Here is a 15,462-nt window from a genome sequence, read left to right as displayed (position 1 = left end):
CGCCGCGGCTCAGGAGGTCTGGATCAGGATGGGCTCGGTATCCGGGATCGGGCTCGCATCCCGGCCGCGGAGGTCGGGGTGCCAGCGTTTGCCGAGAAGCGGCACCATGAAGCCGAGGAACGCGAGGGCGGTCGCAGCCCAGAAGGCACCGATCGCTCCGTTTGAGTCGATGAGAATGCCGGCGACGGCGGAGCCGAGTGCCGCTCCGATGAGCTGCCCTGTTCCCATCCAGCCGTATGCTTCGGCGGTGTCGCTGAACTTGACGCTTGACGACACCATGGCGAAGAGCACGGTGAGCGCAGGGGCGATGCCGATGCCAGCCACGAACAGCACGATCGACAGTGCGACGATGCCGTCGAACAGCGTGGACAGGGCGATGCCGGCGAAGACGATGAACATCCGCCGCGCGAGAGCCCATGGCCCAATGGCGATGTGCCCCAGCGCCAGCCCGCCGGTGAGGCTGCCGAGGGAAAGGATGCCGAGCACGATTCCGGCTTCAAGGCCGTCGTGTCCGAACACGGCGACGACGCCGACTTCGAGCGCGGAGCAGGCGCCGATGAGGAGGAATCCGACCACGGTCGCCAGGAGGACGGGAGGCCGTTTGAGGACCTGGCCGATCTTTCGCTTGCTGCGGGGGATTCGAACTCGCCCGACTTCCGGGGAGGCGATGAACCAGGTCCCGCCAACCGCGAGGATGCCAACGGCGGTGAGGATGCCCCACTCGGTGCCGGCCTGGGTCGAAATGAATGTCGTGATGACCGGGCCGAGGACCCAAATGATCTCCTGCGCGCTCGCGTCGAGCGAAAACAGCGGCGTGAGCTGCTTGGAGTTGACCATCTTGGGGTAGATGGTGCGAACCGCCGGCTGGACGGGAGGCGTTGACAGTCCGGCCAGGAAGGAGAGGGCCATGTACCACGGGACGCTCATCTCGATGAGCGCGACCGCCGTCACTGTCACTCCGCACACGATGACGGTCAGCACGAGGACGGGGCGCATTCCCCATGTGCCCATCCATCTGCTCGTCAGCGGGCCGGCGAGGGCCTGGCCGACGCTCGACGCCGCGAGGACGATGCCAGCGGCGGCGTACGAACCGGTGACCTGCTCGACGTGCAGGAGGAACGCGAGCGACAGCATCCCGAACGGGAATCGGGCGACCAGCTGGGCGAGGATGATTCGAGCGACGCCCGTTGTTTTCAAAAGGCTGGAATATGCGCTCATGTGTCAAGTCTATTGACAGCGAAGCCCGTCTCCTGCTGCCCACCATCGGTGACGAGGGCCGGAGTTCGCGACACGCCGATGGCCCGAATTGGGGACAGATTAAATGTCGGTGGCTGCCCGTAGCGTTGCAACTGTGGAGAACGGTGCGTTCAGGGTCCGACGCTCGCAGAATTACGGCATTCCTGACCGTTGGCGGGTGTGGAGAGAGCGGTGGATAAATGGTGGATAACGGAAGAAAACGGTGGAATCGCTTGTTGATAACTACAGGCGTGTAACTACTAGCTCTAGGGGTGCTCCCCAAAGCGACCAACTATATGTAGTATTGGACCACCGGCAGGCACTGCCGAAAAGATCAGGATTTTTTCCAGAAAGGGGCCAGAGTCAGATGACAATTACGGTCTACACAAAGCCTTCATGCGTGCAGTGCACTGCGACCTACCGCGCCCTCGACAACAAGGGCATCGAGTACAACATTCTCGACCTTTCTGAAGACGAGAATGCGCTCGAGGCTGTCAAGGCGCTCGGCTACCTTCAGGCGCCTGTCGTCATCACCGACGAAGACCACTGGTCCGGATTCCGCCCCGACAAGATCAACGAGCTGGCATCACGCCTGTCCTGATCCCGTCACACCACGATTTCGACCTGGCGGGGCAGAAGATGGCCAAGCTGGTGTATTTCTCCAGCGTCTCCGGTAACACCCAGCGATTCATTTCGAAGCTCGGTGTCCCCGCCAAACGGATCCCGCTGCACGCGAAAGATCCGCACCTCGCCGTGAGCTCTCCGTACATTCTCGTCACCCCGACCTATGGCGGGGGCGACGGCAATGGAGCGGTGCCCAAGCAGGTGATCAGGTTTCTCAATGATGAGAACAACCGCGGCCTGCTTCGGGGGGTCATTGCGGCTGGCAATACCAACTTCGGTGCCGCCTACGGGCTTGCGGGGGATGTCATCTCCGCCAAGTGCAAGGTGCCGCACCTTTATCGATTTGAAGTATTCGGAACACCGGATGACGTGCGCGTCGTCCACGATGGATTGGAATCATTTTGGCTGGAACAGTAGTAACAGAGGTGCCGATGGACACCGGCATGGATTACCACTCGCTCAACGCGATGCTCAACCTGTACGGCCCGAACGGCGAGATCCAGTTCGACAAGGACCGTGAGGCGGCGCGGGAGTTCTTCCTGCAGCACGTCAACCAGAACACCGTGTTCTTCCACTCGCTGCGCGAGCGCCTCGACTACCTCGTCGAGAAGGAGTACTACGAGGCTGCCGTCATCGACGCGTACTCGTTCGACTTCGTCCAGAGCCTCAACGACCTCGCGTACTCGAAGAAGTTCCGCTTCCAGACCTTCCTCGGTGCGTTCAAGTACTACACGTCGTACACGCTGAAGACGTTCGACGGCAAGCGGTACCTCGAGCGTTTCGAAGACCGTGTCGTCATGACGGCTCTCGGACTCGCTCAGGGCGACGAGAAGCTCGCCGTTGCGCTGGTCGAAGAGATCATCGCCGGCCGGTTCCAGCCCGCGACGCCCACCTTCCTCAACTCGGGCAAGGCCCAGCGCGGCGAACTCGTGTCCTGCTTCCTGCTTCGCATCGAAGACAACATGGAATCGATCTCCCGCGGCATCAACTCGTCGCTGCAGCTCTCCAAGCGTGGCGGCGGCGTTGCCCTCCTCCTCTCGAACATTCGTGAAGCCGGAGCGCCGATCAAGCAGATCGAGAACCAGTCGAGCGGAATCATCCCCGTGATGAAGCTCCTCGAAGACTCCTTCAGCTACGCCAACCAGCTCGGTGCCCGCCAGGGTGCGGGCGCCGTCTACCTGCAGGCGCACCACCCGGACATCATGCGGTTCCTCGACACCAAGCGTGAGAACGCCGACGAGAAGATCCGCATCAAGACGCTGTCCCTCGGTGTCGTTGTTCCCGACATCACCTTCGATCTCGCCAAGAAGGGCGAGGACATGTACCTGTTCTCGCCGTACGACGTCGAGAAGGTGTATGGAGTGCCGTTCGCCGACATCTCGATCACCGAGAAGTACTACGAGATGGTCGACGACGCGCGGATCAAGAAGACCAAGATCAAGGCGCGTGACTTCTTCCAGACCCTCGCCGAGATCCAGTTCGAGTCCGGTTACCCGTACATCATGTTTGAAGACACGGTGAACAAGGCGAACCCGATCAAGGGTCGCATCAACATGTCGAACCTGTGCTCGGAGATCCTCCAGGTCAACACACCGACCACGTACAACGCCGACCTGTCGTACGACGTGATCGGCAAAGACATCTCCTGCAACCTCGGTTCGATGAACATCGCACTGTCGATGGACTCGCCCGACTTCGGCAAGACCGTTGAGACCGCTATCCGCGGCCTCAGCTCCGTCTCGGACCAGAGCCACATCGAGTCGGTGCGTTCGATCGAAGACGGCAACGACAAGTCCCACGCGATCGGCCTCGGCCAGATGAACCTGCACGGGTACCTCGCTCGTGAGCGCATCTACTACGGCTCCGAAGAGGGCATCGACTTCACGAACATCTACTTCTACACGGTGCTCTACCACGCGCTGCGTGCATCCAACCGGATCGCGATCGAGCGTGGAATCGCATTCGACGGATTCGCTGACTCGACCTACGCCTCCGGTGAGTTCTTCAACAAGTACACCGACCAGGTGTGGGAGCCGGCAACGGCCCGCGTCGCCGACCTGTTTGCGAACTCGGCCGTAGCGATCCCGACGCAGGCCGACTGGGCCGCGCTGAAGGCATCCGTCATGGAATTCGGTATCTACAACCAGAACCTGCAGGCTGTCCCGCCGACCGGCTCGATCTCGTACATCAACAACTCAACGTCGTCGATCCACCCGATCGCGTCGAAGATCGAGATCCGCAAGGAAGGCAAGCTCGGCCGCGTCTACTACCCGGCGCCGTTCATGACGAACGACAACCTGGACTACTACCAGGATGCGTACGAGATCGGCGCGGAGAAGATCATCGACACCTACGCCGCTGCGACCCAGCACGTCGACCAGGGCCTGTCGCTCACGCTCTTCTTCAAGGACACCGCGACGACCCGCGACATCAACAAGGCGCAGATCTACGCATGGCGCAAGGGCATCAAGACGATCTACTACATCCGCCTGCGCCAGCTTGCGCTCGAGGGCACCGAGGTTGACGGCTGCGTCAGCTGCATGCTCTGATCTCGATCTTCGACTACTAAGGAACAACAATGATTGAGAAGCTCAAGCTGGTCGACCATGTCCAGGCGATCAACTGGAACAAGATCGAAGACGAGAAGGATGTCGAGGTCTGGAACCGGCTCGTCAACAACTTCTGGCTGCCGGAGAAGGTACCGCTGTCGAACGACATCCAGTCGTGGAACACGCTCACCCCTGAGGAGCAGCAGCTCACGATGCGCGTGTTCACGGGGCTCACGCTTCTTGACACCATTCAGGGCACCGTCGGCGCTGTTTCCTTGATTCCGGATGCCGTCACGCCGCACGAAGAAGCGGTGTACACCAATATCGCGTTCATGGAGTCGGTGCACGCCAAGAGCTACTCGTCGATCTTCTCGACGCTGTGCTCGACGAAGGAAATCGACGAAGCGTTCCGGTGGTCGGTCGAGAACGAGAACCTTCAGAAGAAGGCCGCGATCGTCATGGACTACTACACCGGTGACGACCCCCTGAAGCGCAAGGTCGCCTCGACGCTGCTCGAGTCGTTCCTGTTCTACTGGGGGTTCTACCTGCCGATGTACTGGTCATCGCGTGCAAAGCTCACCAACACGGCAGACCTGATCCGCCTCATCATCCGTGACGAGGCAGTGCACGGTTACTACATCGGCTACAAGTTCCAGAAGGGTCTCGAGAAGGAGACCGAGGAGCGCCGCCAGGAGATCAAGGACTACACGTTCAACCTCCTGTTCGAGCTCTACGACAACGAGGTGCAGTACACGCAGGACCTCTACGACGGAGTCGGCCTGACCGAAGACGTCAAGAAGTTCCTGCACTACAACGCCAACAAGGCCCTCATGAACCTCGGCTACGAGCCGATGTTCCCGAAGACCGTCACCGACGTGAACCCGGCGATCCTCTCGGCGCTCTCACCGAACGCCGACGAGAACCACGACTTCTTCTCGGGGTCGGGCTCGTCGTACGTCATCGGCAAGGCAGTTGTCACCGAAGACGAGGACTGGGACTTCTAGCGCCCCAGATGATGCCGGCCCGTAAGGGCAGCTCAAAGGCCCGGACCCGCAGGATTCTGCGGGTCCGGGCCTCTTTTGTGCCTGCTCTCGTTGGACAACCGGAATCCGATGCGTCGAGCCGTGGCGCGAGATCGCCGCCAGGCAGAGCGTCGAGCGCCCGTCCGCTATCGTTTGCCGTACTTCCGGTGGACCGCCTGCTTGCTCACGCCGAGCCCCTGGGCAATGGCCTCCCACGATAACCCGGCCTGGCGAGCGCTTCGGACCAGGCCTGCCTCTGTGCGAGCTACTTCCCGATGCAGCTCAGCGACGACTCGCAAGGCCTCGACTGGCCCCTTGCCGTCCATTGATCCAACAAGGGTCTTCATCCTCTCGGTCTCCATCCGTCAAGGGTAGTTGACGAGCGACGTCGCCGGTAGGCACTGCAATCTTCGGAGTCCGCGAATGCCGCTGGGGATACGCCCGATCATCATGCTGATCCGCCCGTGATCGCGGGTGGCGGGGGCGCCGTTCCGGGTGTTGTGAACTCCGTAAGCAGCCGAAACCCCTGTCTGTCCACGGAGCTGTGAGCCGCTGAGAGCACAACGACTCCGGTGCCGGCGTCTCGGTCGACCCCTATCCAGCTGCTAAACCCGCCGGTGCTGCCGTTGTGCCACGTGATGTCGCGGTCCTTGTACCTGAGCGTGATCCACCCCGCGCCAATACTGACGCGGGGCGTGAATTCCGCGACCGGGTCGAGTGCGGTGAGACCCCGAGTTGTCCCGTCGAGGACCGCGCGAAGAAAGTCCCGCATGGTGGTTATGCTGGCGCGGATGCCACCCGCGGGAGCGAGGGCTTCACCCACCCATGCGGGCACGGGGCGTCCGAATCGGCTGGATCCCCTCAGGTCCATGGGTCCCAGGTCGTCGGCGTTTGCTGGAGTGGAGAACCCAGCACCCATGACGTCGCGCAGAAGTCGTCCGTAGGTACCTCCGGCTGCGTTCGCCACAGCGTGCCCGAGCAACTGGAAACCGAGGTTCGAGTATCTGGTCCGAGGGGTGCCAAGGCGCACGTCGCGGGTCTGCTCGAGCAACTCCGTTAGCGAATCGCCGTAAGGGTTGTCTCCGCGGGTGAGAAATCTCATATTTCGGCGAAGGGGATGCATCCCTGGAGGCAAGCCAGGAAGGCCGGAGCGGTGAATGGCCAGGGAGCTGAGCGTTACGGAGCCGACTTCTCCGTGGCCATCGAGTGGCAGCAGATCACGCAGGACTGTCGACGGCGAAATAAGGCCTGACTCTGTCGCATCCCGGTACAGCATGCCCGTGAGCGCCTTGGAGATCGAGCCAATCTCGAAGGACGAGTAAAGGTCGGAGCCCACCGTCGCGATCATCTCGCGATGAGGGGCAACAACCGCCACGGCTGCCGCAGAGGAGCGAAATGCTCCATCCACAGCGTCCACAAGCTCGGCATCCCCCGTCCATTTCGTGGTCACGATTGATCTCCTCTCTCAATCTCCTGACCGCCTGCGATTGCCCACAAGATGCGATTCAAGGGGTCGGATACGTCAACACTCGCTGACGGCGTCTTCGGCCAACTCTAGGTGACGAGAACCGAAAGCGTCAATAATTGTTGACACAAATCTGCATGATCGGGGGCCCGCCAGGCGGCCAGGCATAGAGGCGATGGGCCTGGTGCCCGCCGTCTCTTTTCGCACTCGGACGCGTTTCTGGCGCTGAAAATGTGAATACCTGCTGAGATCACGGCAGAGGGGTGACGTTGCAGAAAAGTTGACATAGTCTCAGGACAGCTGGACACGTCAGTGCATGGTGGAGGAAGTTCCTCGTTCACGGGCGATCCCCGGGGCGCGACCCCGCGGGCGTGAGACTGACGACCTGCCCGGCAGGCGGGGTGTCGACGATGCGAGCGCAGCGCGGATGAGCAGGCGGGCCGGTCGCGTGATGAGCGCGGACCAGGACCAGGGAGCGAGAGCGTCGCTCCCTGAAGCGGAGCGCCACCGGTCCATCTTCAGGTCGCACTCACACCGGGCGGCCCACGCCCTGCCTCGGGCGCGCGAGCAGCAGGCGCGTCGGTTGCAGAACCGCGGCGACGCTCGGCACGCCAGGCCGGCGAGAGCGCACGGCGGCGGACTCCGAACGGCGTTCGCCGTGATGCTCGCCCTGCCCGGTCTCTTCTTGACCGCCGCTCTCCCGTACCAGGGGGCTTCGCCAGCCGCAGCGGGTGGAACCGACGGCCTGAACGACACCGGGCTGCAGTCCTTCACCGTTTCCGCCGGGACGCGGCCGGACATCGAGCGCGATCTCTACTCGGCCACGAGCATGGAGGAACTGACCGCGGCACGCGCGGCCGCAGCGGCTGTGCTTGCCGCGGCCGAAGCAGAAGCTGAGGCAGCGGAGGCTGAAGCGGCGGCACTCGCAGCGCTCGAGGCGCGGGATGAGTACAACGCGGACGCTGATTCGCCCGGCGCGAAGTCACGCCCGACCGACTCGGACACGTACTTCGACCTCGACGACAGCGAATTGACAGAGTTTCTCCTCGGCAGGTCGGGTACTTGGGTGCGACCCGTCGAGGCGCCGGTGTCTTCGCCGTATGGGCCCCGTCACATCATCTGCAACGCCGCTGGGTGTTCCAACTCCTTTCACGACGGTGTTGACTTCGGTGCGGGCTGCGGAACCCCGGTGGAGGCGGTTTCGGCCGGACGGGTGGTCTTTGTCGGCGACGCCGGCGCGTATGGGAACCGGGTTATCGTCGACCACGGCGGTGGCATCGAGTCGATCTACGGACACCTCAGTGGCGGGTCGTTCGCGGTGGAGGTGGGTGACCTCATCGAGGCTGGCACTGTTGTCGCGGAGGTGGGAGTGACCGGGGTCGTCTCCGGTTGCCACCTCGACCTCAAGATCCGGGTCGAGGGTGAATACGGTTCGCCCGTGGCTTATCTCGCTGCGCGCGGAGTGACTGTGTAATCACGGATCCGGGCGCCGCTCAGCCAGCGGGCAGCACCTCGAGCGTGGTCTCGGGAGCCTCAGGGCCCACGACGGTGTTTACGATGCGTGGCCCGTACCTGTCGTACTTGGCGTGGTAGGCGGCATCAACGTCAGGGGCGACAGACCGGTCGGCAGGCTCGAAGCGAACATCCTTCTCCAGTTCGCCGGCGCGGATCCGACCGGAACCGCTCGCCTTCGCCCGCACGTACCAGGGATTTGTGGCGCCATAGGCCGAACGGACGTAGACGCCGTCGCCGGCTCGAACCACCCAGATCGTCACGTACGGTCGGAGAGTGCCGTCAGCGCGCCTCGACGTGATCTGAAGTTCGTCAGCAGTCGCCAGCGTGGACAATTCGTCAGCGGTCCATGCAGTCATCGCTATCGCCCTTTCTCGACGGGATTCAACGCTACGCCTGACTCTCGCAAATGGGGAGGCACCGTGTGCCCGCGGCCCGGAGGCTCGCCCGGGCGGCGACGTTTCAACCGGTTTCTGCTGCGCGAGCGATTCCAGTGCCGAAGCGCCGGTGAAGTAGTCTCGATATGTCGTCCCGGTCGACGAAGCGAATTTAAGGAAATCACCATGCGCACTCAATCCCTTGTCGCACCCCTGGCACTCGCGGCATCCGTCGCGCTCGTGCTCACCGGTTGCGTGAATAACGAAGAAGCGCCGAGCGGTGAGTCGACCGCCGGCAGTTCCGTCACCGCCGATGAAGCGCTCGTCGCTCTCGTGCCCGAGGATATTGCCTCCGCGGGAGTCCTGACCATCGGCGTTGACGCCAGCTACGCGCCCAACGAATTCGAAGCAGACGACGGGTCGGTCACCGGCTGGGACGCCCAGCTGGCCGAAGCAGTCGCGGCAAAGCTTGGCCTCGAGGTCGAGTGGGAGAAGTCCCTCTTCGACGCCATCCTGCCCAAGGTCGCCGGCGGCACGCTCGATCTCGGCTGGTCAAGCTTCACCGACAATGCCGAGCGCCAGGCACAGGTCGACTTCGTCGACTACTACAACGCGGGCCTCCAGTTCGCGAAGACTCCGGATGCCGCTGACGTCACCGAATTCTGCGGCGTCACCGTCGCCATCCAGGCCTCGACGACATCGGAGCAGTTCCTCCAGGATGCCAGCGACGCGTGCGTCGCCGACGGTAAGGAACCCGTTGACATGCTGAAGTCCGACAACCAGGACGAGGCGACCAACAACGCTGTCCTCGGTCGGGCCGACTACCTCCTCGGTGACTCACCGATCGTGCAGTACGGTGTTGCGCAGTCGGACGACAAGCTCGTGCTGAGCGGAGACGTCTTCGACGCTGCCCCATACGGCGTCGTCATCGAAAAGGGCGGCGACCTCGTCGAGCCGATCCAGGCCGCGATGCAGTCGCTCATGGATGACGGCACCTACCTCGAGATCCTCACCGAGTGGGGCGTCGAAGACGGCGCCATCTCCGAGGCAACGATCAACGCAGGCTGATGCCCATGGATTCTGATACCGAACCAATCAAAGCGGTCAAGCTTCGCCACCCGATTCGGACGACGTTCGCCGTCCTGATCCTGCTGTTGCTCGCTGCGTTCATCTGGGATGCCGCGAACCGGGAGGCCTACCAGTGGCCGCTCGTCGGGCAGTACCTGTTTGATCGCCGCATCAGCCAGGCTGCGCTCATCACGCTCGCCCTGACCATCCTCTCGATGATCCTCGCGATCGTGATGGGACTCGTCCTCGCCGTCATGCGGTTGAGCGAGAACCCCGTGCTCAAGGCCGTCTCCTGGGTCTACCTGTGGCTGTTCCGCGGTACCCCGGTCTACGTGCAGCTCGTGTTCTGGGGACTGCTCGGCACCATTTACCGATCGGTGACCATCGGGGTCCCCTTCACCGACATCGAGTTCTTCACCGTTTCCCCGTTCTCGGCGATCGACCTGTTCTGGCTCGCCGTTCTCGGCCTCGCCTTCAACGAAGCCGCGTACATGGCCGAAATCGTGCGCGGCGGCATCCTGAGCGTCCCTCGCGGCCAGGACGAGGCGGCGCGAGCGCTCGGAATGAGCTGGCGTCAGACCATGCTCAGGATCGTCGTCCCGCAGTCGATGCGTGTCATCATCCCGCCGACGGGCAACGAGGTGATCTCGATGCTGAAGACGACCTCGCTCGTGACAGCGCTCGGGTTCTCGCTCGAGCTGTACGCTCGCACCCGCGCCATCTCGGCACAGATCTATGCGACGGTTCCGCTGCTCATCGTTGCGAGCATCTGGTACCTGCTCGTGACGAGCATCCTCATGGTTGGCCAGCACTACCTGGAGAAGTACTACGGCAGGGGTGTCGCGCCGCAACGCGCCCAGGATGCGGATCCGACCGATCCTGACGCCTCAGCTGGTCCGGGTCCGGACGACGCCGTCGATGGGCGGGCGAATGCCGACCAAGTTCCGCCACCGAAGAGAGAACACCTATGACCGACCTCCCCATGGTCCAGGCGGATCACATCGTCAAGAGCTTCGGCTCGCACGAGGTCCTCAAAGATATCTCGGTCACCGTCAACCGTGGTGAGGTCGCGTGCCTCATCGGCCCGAGCGGATCGGGTAAGTCGACCTTCCTGCGCTGCATCAACCACCTGGAGTCCATCAACGGTGGGCGCCTCTGGGTCGACGGCGAGCTCATGGGCTACCGCCAGCGCGGAGACAAGCTCTACGAGATGTCGCCGGCCGAGGTATCGAAGCAGCGCGCCGACATCGGCATGGTGTTCCAGTCGTTCAACCTGTTCCCGCACATGACCGTGCTCGAGAACATCATCGAGGCACCGACGCGCGTGAAGGGCGTCAAGAAAGCGGATGCCGTCGCAACGGCCTATGAGCTCCTCGATCGCGTCGGTCTCGCCCAGAAGGCCAAGGCTTATCCTGCGCACCTCTCCGGCGGGCAGCAGCAGCGCGTCGCGATAGCGAGGGCCCTTGCAATGAGTCCGAAGCTGATGCTGTTCGACGAGCCGACCAGTGCGCTCGACCCTGAGCTCGTCGGCGAGGTGCTCGATGTGATGAAGGAGCTCGCGAACTCCGGCATGACCATGATCGTCGTGACGCACGAGATCGGCTTCGCCCGCGAGGTCGGGGATTCGCTGTTCTTCATGGACGAAGGCGTGATCGTCGAGTCAGGCGACCCGCGCGAGGTGCTCGCCAACCCGAAGCACGAGCGCACCCAGTCGTTCCTGTCCAAGGTCCTCTAGCCGACAGCATCCGCCGGAGTCGCCGTTGTGACGGCGACTACCCGGCGAGGACCTTCCGGATGCGCTGCAGCGAGACTGTCTCGTTTGCGCCGATGTTCTGGGCGAACAGGCTGAGCCTCAGCTCTTCGATCATCCAGCGCGCCTTGACGATGTGTGGTGGTGCGAACCGGGCTGGCGGCAGCGTTCCACCGGCGGCCTCGTACAGCTCGATCGCCGCCTGTACCTCGTTCATCCACACACGGTCCCGGTTGGGGTTGTCGGCGAGTTTCTCGATCCGGTGGGTGATGCCAGCGAGGTACCGGGGCACCTGCGCGAGTCGGAGCATGCCGGTCCTCGAGACGAAGCCCGGGTAGATCAGTGCGGACAGCTGCTGCGTAGCATCGCTCAGCGCGGGCAGAAGCGCGAGGCTTGTCGCCTTCTTGAGCGCCTTGTCGGCGGTGCGGGATGCCGTCAGCACCTTCGCAACGAGCGAGACGGTGTCGAACATGGTGTTCATCATCGCCCCGGAGATGCGGTCGCGCACTGTCTCAAACTCGGCGCGCATGAAGATCGCACCGTCGGGCTTGACCCGGTACAGCACGTCGTCGACGCACGCGGCGAGGCAGTCGTCGAACAAGGCCTGCGTCGATGGATACGGGCTCGTGGCCAGGGAGAGCTTCTCGGCACCGGTGAGGTGCTGCTGCACGTAGGACACGGGGGAGGGCAGAGCGAGGAGGAGCAGTCGGCGAACGCCATCCGGCATCGACTGGGCCTGGTCCTTTTCGGTCGCCATGATTCGGATGGAGACGGAGCTGCCCTCATCGACGAGGGCGGGATACCCCCGGATCATGTTGCCGCCCTGCCGGGTGTCGACGAACCGCGGCAACTCGTCGAAGTCCCAGCGGGTGATCCCCGAACGCTCGAGCGCGTTGGGTGTCGCCTCCGCGATCTGCGCGACGCTCTGGCGGGTCCGCGCCTTGAGCCGTTCCTGCAGCTCGACGAGGTCCTTGCCGCTCGCGACCGGGCGGCCCTTCTCGTCGACGACGCGGAACGTGACCTTGAGGTGATCCGGCACACGCGAGAGGTCAAAATCGCCCGGTTCGATCTGCATGTACGACAGCCGTTTGATCGCCATCGCGAGGTGCGCCGTCAGAGTGTCGGCGTTGGTCGATTCCGGCTCGGGCGGCCCGGCGGGCAATTCAGCCATGAGGCGCCTCGCCCAGTCGGCGGCCGGCACGATGTTGCGCCGAATCGCTTTGGGCAGGGATTTGATCAGTGCTGTGACCAGCTCGTGCCTCAGTCCGGGAACCTGCCAGTCGAAACCGGCGGGGGAGAGCCGGGCGAGGAGAGCAAGCGGCACCTGCACGGTGACCCCGTCGTCGTCTGAACCCGGTTCGAACCGATAGCGCAGGCTCAGTTTCTGGTCGCCCTGGCGCCAGATCGGCGGGAACTCGGCCTCGTCCACGTCGGGAGCATCGTCGGGAAGCAGGTCTTCCTGCTTGATCGTGAGCAGGTCAGGCGTCTTCTGCTTTGCCGTACGCCACCAGCCCTCGAACGTCCTCGTGGAGAAGACGTCGGCGGGAATCCGCGAATTGTAGAAGTCGAAGACTGCTTCGTCGTCGAAGAGGATGTCGCGTCGACGCGTGCGTTCCTCGAGTTCGGCGAGCTCTTTCCGAAGCTTCCGGTTGGCGCGATCGAATGCCTGGGGCGAATCCCACTCGCCCTCGACGAGGGCGTGCCGAATGAAGAGTTCGCGGGACAGCTCGGGGTCGATCTTCGAGTACTGCACCCGACGCCTCGGGATGATGGCGAGCCCGTAGAGCATGACCTTCTCCCACGCAACGACGGCGCCCTGCTGCTTCTCCCAGTGCGGTTCCGAGTAGGAGCGCTTGACGAGGTCACCGGCGATCGCCTCCGCCCAGGCGGGGTCGATGGCCGCGTTGGTGCGCGCGAACAGGCGCGAGGTCTCAACCAGCTCGGCCGCCATGATGGCGTTCGGCTGCTTCTTCGCGAGAGCCGACCCGGGGAAGATGACGAACCGCGACTGCCGAGCGCCGATGTAGTCGCCCTTCTTCGCCGGACCGGGGCGCCCCGGCTGCTTGCCGCGCGCGGAGTTCGCCGCCGCTGCCGCGGCATCCTTCAGTCCGATGTGCGAGAGCAGTCCGGCGAGCAGCGACTTGTGGATGCCGTCGGGGTTGGTCGTTCGGTCGGCCATCGTGAGGCCGAGCGGCTTCGACAGCTGGCGAAGCTGGCGGAAAACGTCCTGCCACTCGCGTACGCGCAGGTAGTTGAGAAACTCGTTCTTGCACAACCGGCGGAAGGCGCTCGAGCCCAGTTCCTTCTGCTTCTCCTCGATGTAGTTCCAGAGGTTGAGCAGTGAGAGGAAATCGCTCGTCGGGTCGGTGAACCGCGCGTGCTTCTCATCGGCCTGCTGGCGTTTCTCGAGCGGCCGCTCGCGCGGGTCCTGGATGGTGAGTGCGGCGACGATCGCCATGACCTCCCGCGAGACGTTGTGCTTCTTCGACTCGACGACCATCCGCGCGAACCGGGGATCGATCGGGAGCCGGGCGAGGTCGCGCCCCACACGCGTCAGTCGCGGAGTACCCGTCGCCTTGCTGTCGATCGCTCCGAGTTCGCTCAGCAGGTCGAGGCCATCCTTGATCCCGCGGGAATCCGGCGGCTGCAGGAACGGGAACGCCTGGATGTCGCCGAGGCCGAGCGAGACCATCTGCAGGATGACCGCGGCGAGATTCGTGCGCAGAATCTCCGGCTCGGTGTATTCGGGCCTGGCGAGGAAATCCTCTTCCGAGTACAGGCGAATGGCAATGCCGTCGCTCGTGCGGCCCGATCGACCGGAACGCTGGTTGGCAGAGGCCTGTGAGATGGCCTCGATCGGCAGCCGCTGCACTTTGGAGCGCACGCTGTACCGCGAGATACGGGCGGTTCCAGCGTCGATGACGTACTTGATACCCGGAACCGTGAGGCTGGTCTCTGCGACGTTGGTCGCGAGGACGATCCGTCGGCGAACCCCGGCCTTCGCACTCGGCTGGAACACCTTGTGCTGGTCGGCCGAGCTGAGGCGGCCGTACAGGGGGAGAACCTCGGTGACACCGGCGCCGCCCTGCGAGTAGCGGGCGTTGAGCGCGTCGGCGGTGTCCCGGATCTCGGTCTCACCGCTGAGGAAGACGAGAACGTCGCCCATCGACTCACCCGCCAGTTCGTCGAGCGCCGCGGTGATGCCGTCGATCGGGTCGAGGTCCGGCTCGTCGGGCTCGTCGTCAGCATCGGTGTCATCGGTCGTCTTGTCTGCGACGAGCGGCCGGTACCTGATCTCGACCGGGAACGTGCGTCCGGAGACCTCGATGATCGGTGCGTCGTCGAAGTGTCGCGAAAAACTCTGCGGATCGATGGTCGCCGACGTAATGATGACCTTGAGGTCGGGGCGCTTCGGCAGTAACTGCTTGAGGTAGCCGAGCAGGAAGTCGATGTTGAGGCTGCGTTCGTGTGCCTCGTCGATGATGATCGTGTCGTATGCCCGCAGCATCCGATCGCGGTGGATCGCGTTCAGCAGGATGCCATCGGTCATCAGTTTGACCCTGGTCTCCGGGCCGGCCTGGTCGGTGAACCGCACCTGGTATCCCACGAGTCCGCCGAGGTCGACGCCGAGTTCCTCGGAGATCCGCTCGGCGATCGTGCGGGCCGCCAGCCGCCTCGGCTGGGTGTGGGCGATCGACTCGCGGCCGAGCTCGAGGAGAATCTTCGGCAGCTGGGTGGTTTTGCCCGACCCAGTGGCTCCGGCGACGATGACGACCTGCGAATCGCGGATGGCGTCGGCGATCTCGCCCCGCATCTGGCTGACCGGCAGCTCGGGAGGGAAGGAGATCGTAAAAGACAT

13 protein-coding genes are annotated in these 15,462 nt (G+C 63.6%); 8 read left to right on the top strand and 5 right to left on the bottom strand.

Going from position 1 to position 15,462, the window contains the following annotated elements; all coding sequences use genetic code 11:
- Positions 1–9: 9 nt before the first annotated feature.
- Positions 10–1,218 carry an MFS transporter gene (locus tag C3E77_RS10585; protein ID WP_108391605.1) on the bottom strand — a complete coding sequence of 403 codons (1,209 nt, stop codon included), beginning with the start codon at positions 1,216–1,218 and terminating at the stop codon, positions 10–12.
- Positions 1,219–1,603: 385 nt separating this feature from the next.
- Here C3E77_RS10585 and nrdH point away from each other — a divergent pair, with 385 nt between their 5' ends.
- The 4 genes from nrdH to nrdF are packed head-to-tail and all read left to right on the top strand — an operon-like array spanning position 1,604 to position 5,413.
- Positions 1,604–1,837, top strand: a complete 234-nt coding sequence (nrdH, locus tag C3E77_RS10580) for a glutaredoxin-like protein NrdH (RefSeq protein WP_108391604.1) — start codon at positions 1,604–1,606, stop codon at positions 1,835–1,837.
- Positions 1,838–1,875: 38 nt separating this feature from the next.
- Complete coding sequence (gene nrdI / locus C3E77_RS10575; protein ID WP_108391603.1) at positions 1,876–2,277, top strand: class Ib ribonucleoside-diphosphate reductase assembly flavoprotein NrdI; 402 nt, start codon at positions 1,876–1,878, stop codon at positions 2,275–2,277.
- Between the two features lie 26 nt (positions 2,278–2,303).
- Positions 2,304–4,409, top strand: a complete 2,106-nt coding sequence (gene nrdE, locus C3E77_RS10570; RefSeq protein ID WP_234031187.1) for a class 1b ribonucleoside-diphosphate reductase subunit alpha — start codon at positions 2,304–2,306, stop codon at positions 4,407–4,409.
- A 29-nt stretch (positions 4,410–4,438) separates the two neighbouring features.
- Positions 4,439–5,413 carry a class 1b ribonucleoside-diphosphate reductase subunit beta gene (gene nrdF, locus C3E77_RS10565; RefSeq protein ID WP_108391601.1) on the top strand — a complete coding sequence of 325 codons (975 nt, stop codon included), beginning with the start codon at positions 4,439–4,441 and terminating at the stop codon, positions 5,411–5,413.
- A gap of 164 nt (positions 5,414–5,577) precedes the next feature.
- On the opposite strand, the gene C3E77_RS10560 is transcribed toward nrdF, so the two are convergent.
- Both C3E77_RS10560 and C3E77_RS10555 read right to left on the bottom strand, forming a co-directional pair.
- Positions 5,578–5,793: a transcriptional regulator gene (locus C3E77_RS10560; protein ID WP_108391600.1), complete on the bottom strand. Its 216-nt coding sequence runs from the start codon at positions 5,791–5,793 to the stop codon at positions 5,578–5,580.
- Positions 5,794–5,879: 86 nt separating this feature from the next.
- Complete coding sequence (locus C3E77_RS10555) at positions 5,880–6,881, bottom strand: serine hydrolase domain-containing protein (protein WP_234031186.1); 1,002 nt, start codon at positions 6,879–6,881, stop codon at positions 5,880–5,882.
- 331 nt (positions 6,882–7,212) lie between these two features.
- Here C3E77_RS10555 and C3E77_RS10550 point away from each other — a divergent pair, with 331 nt between their 5' ends.
- A complete protein-coding gene (locus tag C3E77_RS10550) occupies positions 7,213–8,370 on the top strand; it encodes a M23 family metallopeptidase (protein ID WP_162924980.1) in 1,158 nt (385 codons plus the stop codon).
- A gap of 19 nt (positions 8,371–8,389) precedes the next feature.
- On the opposite strand, the gene C3E77_RS10545 is transcribed toward C3E77_RS10550, so the two are convergent.
- Positions 8,390–8,767: a DUF2255 family protein gene (locus C3E77_RS10545; protein WP_108391598.1), complete on the bottom strand. Its 378-nt coding sequence runs from the start codon at positions 8,765–8,767 to the stop codon at positions 8,390–8,392.
- A gap of 204 nt (positions 8,768–8,971) precedes the next feature.
- On the opposite strand from C3E77_RS10545, the gene C3E77_RS10540 reads away from it, so the two are divergent.
- Genes C3E77_RS10540 through C3E77_RS10530 form a run of 3 tightly spaced genes read left to right on the top strand, consistent with a single transcriptional unit; the run spans position 8,972 to position 11,588 of the window.
- Entirely contained in the window at positions 8,972–9,853 is an 882-nt protein-coding gene (locus C3E77_RS10540; protein ID WP_108391597.1) for an ABC transporter substrate-binding protein, read from the top strand.
- A gap of 5 nt (positions 9,854–9,858) precedes the next feature.
- On the top strand, positions 9,859–10,824 hold the full coding sequence (locus C3E77_RS10535; protein ID WP_108391596.1) for an amino acid ABC transporter permease: 966 nt from the start codon (positions 9,859–9,861) through the stop codon (positions 10,822–10,824).
- Positions 10,821–11,588 carry an amino acid ABC transporter ATP-binding protein gene (locus C3E77_RS10530; protein ID WP_108391595.1) on the top strand — a complete coding sequence of 256 codons (768 nt, stop codon included), beginning with the start codon at positions 10,821–10,823 and terminating at the stop codon, positions 11,586–11,588. The genes C3E77_RS10535 and C3E77_RS10530 overlap by 4 nt, the downstream gene beginning before the upstream one ends.
- A gap of 37 nt (positions 11,589–11,625) precedes the next feature.
- Here the strand turns inward: C3E77_RS10530 and hrpA are convergent, their stop codons facing one another.
- Entirely contained in the window at positions 11,626–15,462 is a 3,837-nt protein-coding gene (gene hrpA / locus C3E77_RS10525) for an ATP-dependent RNA helicase HrpA (RefSeq protein ID WP_108391594.1), read from the bottom strand.

This window comes from Mycetocola zhujimingii, from assembly GCF_003065425.1.
Lineage (GTDB): Bacteria > Actinomycetota > Actinomycetes > Actinomycetales > Microbacteriaceae > Mycetocola_A > Mycetocola_A zhujimingii.
Note: the sequence above shows the minus strand (reverse complement) of the source record. Positions and strands in the feature narration are given on the sequence as shown.

Excerpts from the sequence above, each read along its gene's own strand:
- C3E77_RS10540 (WP_108391597.1), top strand. The coding sequence starts at position 8,972 with ATGCGCACTCAATCCCTTGTCGCACCCCTGGCACTCGCGGCATCCGTC.
- hrpA (WP_108391594.1), bottom strand. The coding sequence starts at position 15,462 with ATGTCTTTTACGATCTCCTTCCCTCCCGAGCTGCCGGTCAGCCAGATG.
- C3E77_RS10585 (WP_108391605.1), bottom strand. The coding sequence starts at position 1,218 with ATGAGCGCATATTCCAGCCTTTTGAAAACAACGGGCGTCGCTCGAATC.
- C3E77_RS10550 (WP_162924980.1), top strand. The coding sequence starts at position 7,213 with ATGGTGGAGGAAGTTCCTCGTTCACGGGCGATCCCCGGGGCGCGACCC.
- C3E77_RS10560 (WP_108391600.1), bottom strand. The coding sequence starts at position 5,793 with ATGGAGACCGAGAGGATGAAGACCCTTGTTGGATCAATGGACGGCAAG.
- C3E77_RS10535 (WP_108391596.1), top strand. The coding sequence starts at position 9,859 with ATGGATTCTGATACCGAACCAATCAAAGCGGTCAAGCTTCGCCACCCG.
- nrdI (WP_108391603.1), top strand. The coding sequence starts at position 1,876 with ATGGCCAAGCTGGTGTATTTCTCCAGCGTCTCCGGTAACACCCAGCGA.
- nrdH (WP_108391604.1), top strand. The coding sequence starts at position 1,604 with ATGACAATTACGGTCTACACAAAGCCTTCATGCGTGCAGTGCACTGCG.
- C3E77_RS10545 (WP_108391598.1), bottom strand. The coding sequence starts at position 8,767 with ATGACTGCATGGACCGCTGACGAATTGTCCACGCTGGCGACTGCTGAC.
- nrdE (WP_234031187.1), top strand. The coding sequence starts at position 2,304 with ATGGATTACCACTCGCTCAACGCGATGCTCAACCTGTACGGCCCGAAC.
- nrdF (WP_108391601.1), top strand. The coding sequence starts at position 4,439 with ATGATTGAGAAGCTCAAGCTGGTCGACCATGTCCAGGCGATCAACTGG.
- C3E77_RS10530 (WP_108391595.1), top strand. The coding sequence starts at position 10,821 with ATGACCGACCTCCCCATGGTCCAGGCGGATCACATCGTCAAGAGCTTC.